General features: G+C 63.0%; 5 protein-coding genes. All 5 read left to right on the top strand.

All coding sequences use genetic code 11. From position 1 onward, the window contains the following. Window positions 1–26 precede the first annotated feature (26 nt). Entirely contained in the window at window positions 27–257 is a 231-nt protein-coding gene (locus tag WCJ41_RS20570) for an acetyl-CoA carboxylase (RefSeq protein ID WP_336907704.1), read from the top strand. A 2-nt stretch (window positions 258–259) separates the two neighbouring features. Then, on the top strand, window positions 260–1,627 hold the full coding sequence (locus WCJ41_RS20565; RefSeq protein WP_336907703.1) for an acetyl-CoA carboxylase biotin carboxylase subunit: 1,368 nt from the start codon (window positions 260–262) through the stop codon (window positions 1,625–1,627). 16 nt (window positions 1,628–1,643) lie between these two features. Next, window positions 1,644–2,519 carry a carboxyltransferase domain-containing protein gene (locus WCJ41_RS20560; protein WP_336907702.1) on the top strand — a complete coding sequence of 292 codons (876 nt, stop codon included), beginning with the start codon at window positions 1,644–1,646 and terminating at the stop codon, window positions 2,517–2,519. Then, on the top strand, window positions 2,509–3,477 hold the full coding sequence (locus tag WCJ41_RS20555; protein WP_336907701.1) for a biotin-dependent carboxyltransferase family protein: 969 nt from the start codon (window positions 2,509–2,511) through the stop codon (window positions 3,475–3,477). Before WCJ41_RS20560 ends, WCJ41_RS20555 begins: the two co-directional genes overlap by 11 nt. Before the next feature lie 11 nt (window positions 3,478–3,488). Continuing rightward, a partial coding sequence (locus WCJ41_RS20550) for a biotin transporter BioY (protein ID WP_336907700.1) occupies window positions 3,489–3,741 on the top strand: 253 nt, incomplete at its 3' end.

Below are 3,741 nucleotides of genomic sequence, written 5' to 3'. Positions count from 1 at the left end.
GACAAACCCAGAAACGAGGACAGACAATGGCCCAGCTTCTCTCGCCGCTGCCCGGAACCTTCTACAGGAAGCCCGCGCCCGACAAGCCCTCCTACAAGAATGACGGCGACAAGGTCGCCAAGGGCGACGTGATCGGGCTGATCGAGGTCATGAAGTCCTTCACCGAGGTGAGGGCCGATGCCGCCGGCAAAATCAAGTTCCTGGTGGACAATGAAGAACCGGTAATGGCCGGCCAAGCGCTGGCGGAGATCGGCTGAACATGGCCATCGCCAAGCTCCTCATCGCCAATCGCGGCGAGATCGCGGTGCGCATCATCCGCGCCGCGCGGGAGCTTGGCATCAGGACCGTGCAGGTGCATTCGGCGGCGGATGCCGAGATGCTGGCCGTGAAGATGGCCGACGAGGCGGCGAACATCGGCCCGCCCCATGCCGCGAAGTCCTATCTCAATATTGAGAACATCCTCAAGGCGGCAAGGGACACAGGCGCCGATGCGGTGCACCCCGGCTATGGCTTTCTGGCCGAAAATGCGGGCTTCGCCGATGCGGTCGAGGCGGCAGGGTTGGTCTTCGTCGGCCCCAGGGGCGACTCGATCCGCGTGATGGGCGACAAGGTTGCGGCCCGCGTGGCAGCCGAGGCGGCGGGCGTTCCCGTGGTGCCGGGCTCGGATGGCCGCGTCGATGACCCGGAGCAGGCCAAACACATCGCCATGGCCATCGGCTTTCCCATCATGATCAAGGCGGCGGCGGGTGGCGGCGGGCGCGGCATCCGCATCGCCCACGACATGACGGAATTCGAGACGCTGATGCCGCAGGCCTCCGCCGAAGCCAAGGCCGCTTTCGGCGACGGCGGCCTCTATATCGAGAAGGTGATCGAGCGGGCGCGCCACATTGAGGTGCAAATCTTAGGCGACGGCACCCGCGCCATCCACTGCTTCGAGCGCGAGTGCTCGCTGCAGCGCCGCCGCCAGAAGGTGTGGGAAGAAGCACCCTCCGCGGTGCTGCCGCAGTCGATCCGCGAGAAGCTCTGCGCCTCTGCCGTGGCACTGGCGGAAGCCGTGAACTATCGCGGTGCCGGAACGCTTGAATATCTCTATGATGATGTGACCCATCACTTCTACTTCATCGAGATGAACACTCGCATCCAGGTGGAGCATCCGGTTACCGAGATGATTACCGGCATTGACCTCGTGCGCGAGATGATCCGCATTGCCGGCGGCGCCCCCCTGTCGATCCGGCAGGAGGATGTGAAGATGCACGGGCACGCCATAGAAGTGCGCATCAATGCCGAGGACCCGGCGAAGAATTTCCAGCCGGCACCCGGAACGGTGACGGCGCTGCGCGTTCCCGGCGGCCCCGGCACACGCTTCGATACCATGCTCTACCAGGGCTACCAGGTGCCGCCCTTCTATGACTCTCTTCTTGGCAAGCTGATCGTCTGGGACGAGACGCGCGAAGGAGCGATCGCCCGGATGCGCCGCGCGCTTGACGAACTCGAGGTCGAGGGCCTTTCGACCACCAAGCCCCTGCACCAGTTGCTGGCGCGGGACGCGAGTGTCGCGAAGGCGGATTTCCACACACGCTGGCTCGAGCCGTGGCTCGAGGCCAATGCCCACAGACTGAACTCATGAGGAGGATGGCGCTGAGATGAAGACGCGGTATTCCTATGGAGGCGATGAGCATATTTTCGTCGAGTACGACGAAGAAATGTCACTCGAAGCCTTCTTCAAGTCGCTGTCCATGGCGACGGCGATCAAGAAAGCAAAGATCAAGGGCGTGACAGAGATCTGTCCGGCCAATGCCTCGATGCAGGTGAAGTTCGATCCGGACGTCATCAAGCCTTCGGACATGATGAAGGAACTAAAGGCGATCGAGAAAGCGGCGGCCAAGGCCAAACCCGTCATCAAGTCGCGCATCATCGAGATACCGGTGCTCTACAACGACCCGTGGACGCACGAGACGCTGATGCGCTTCCGCGAGCGCCACCAGGACCCCAAGTCGACCGATATTGAATATACCGCACGCATCAACAACCTCGATGGCGTCGACGGTTTCATCAAGGCGCATTCTGGCGCACCGTGGTTCGTGTCCATGGTTGGCTTCGTCGCGGGGCTTCCCTTCCTCTACCAGATGGTGGACAGGAAGCGGCAGATCCAGTCGCCGAAGTATCTCCGTCCCCGCACAGACACGCCCAAGCTCACCGTGGGCCATGGCGGCTGCTTCGGCTGCATCTATTCGGTACGTGGCGCGGGCGGCTACCAGATGTTCGGTATCACCCCCGTCCCGATCTATGATCCCAATCAGAAGATCAAGCACCTGAAGGATTTCATGTGCCTGTTCCGGCCGGGTGACATCGTCAAGTGGAAGCCCATCGACCGCGCGGAATATGACGCTACCGTCGCGGCGGTCGAGAAGGGCAAGTTCAAACTCAAGATGAAGGACGTGACCTTCGACCTGTCCGAATTCAAAAAGGACATGGATGGCTACAACGCCAAGCTGATGGGGGCGCTCAATGGCAATTAACGTCATCAAGCCGGGCCTTTCCACCACGGTGCAAGACCTGGGCCGCCCCGGCTACTACAATATCGGCATCCCTTTGTCGGGCGGCATGGACCGCCTGGCACTGAAGGCGGCGAACCTTCTCGTCGGCAACAAGGAAGGTGCGGCCGTGCTCGAGGCCGTTTTCATGGGGCCGGAACTCAAGTTCACCGAGGATGCGACGGTGGCCGTGACGGGTGCGGAGCTTCCGCCGCGCGTTGACGGCGAACCGCGCGAGACTTGGACGTCGCTCAAGGTCAAGAAGGGCCAGGTGCTGTCCTTCGACTTCCTCAAGAAGGGTGCCCGTGCCTACATCGCTGTATCTGGCGGCATCGATGTGCCCGTCGTCTTGGGCTCGCGCTCGACTTATACGCTGGGTGCGCTGGGCGGCTTCAAGGGCCGCAAGCTCGAGGAAGGTGACAAGCTGCCCGTCGGCAAGGGCAGGGGAACGAAGGAAGGCCGTTCCATTCCGGAGAAGCTGCGCCGCGCGCCGGGTGCCCCCGCCGAACTGCGCATGCTGCCGGGCCTCTACTGGCACCGCATCACAGCGGATGCCGGCAAGCACTTCTTCGAGGACACCTGGAAGGTGGCGCCGGAGGCGGACCGCATCGGCTATCGCTTCCGCGGAGGACGCCCGCTGGAATTCGTGCCGCGCGAGCAGCCCTTTGGCGCAGGTTCCGACCCGTCCAACATCGTCGACGCCTGCTATCCTTATGGCTCAATCCAGGTGCCGGGCGGCACGGAGCCGATCGTGCTTCACCGCGACGCGGTGTCGGGCGGCGGTTACTTCATGGTGGGTACTGTTATCTCCGCTGACATGGATCTGATCGGCCAGCTCCAGCCTCACACCACGGCGTGCTTCGTCGAGGTGACCATGGCACAGGCGCTGAAGGCCCGGAAGGACCAGGCGAAGCTCTATGACAAGCTCAAGGCATCATTCTGAGGATCATGCACATGACCGGTAATTTGTTCTCCACCGCCTTCCCCAAGTCCCAGGCACTGCACAAGGCGGCAGCCGTTGGGCTCGGCGTCGTCATTCTCACGCTGGCCTCCAAGGTGCAGGTGCCCTTCTGGCCGGTGCCAATGACGCTGCAGACGCTCGCGGTGCTGATGATCGCTGCCACCGCCGGAATGCGCCTCGGCGCCGCAACCGTGCTCGCCTGGCTGGGCCTTGGCGCGCTGGGTGCGCCGTTCTTCGCCACGGGTG

Origin of the sequence: Aestuariivirga sp., from assembly GCF_037139295.1 — a bacterium.
Taxonomy (GTDB): Bacteria; Pseudomonadota; Alphaproteobacteria; order Rhizobiales; family Aestuariivirgaceae; genus Aestuariivirga.
This window is presented reverse-complemented; position numbering and strand designations above follow the sequence as displayed.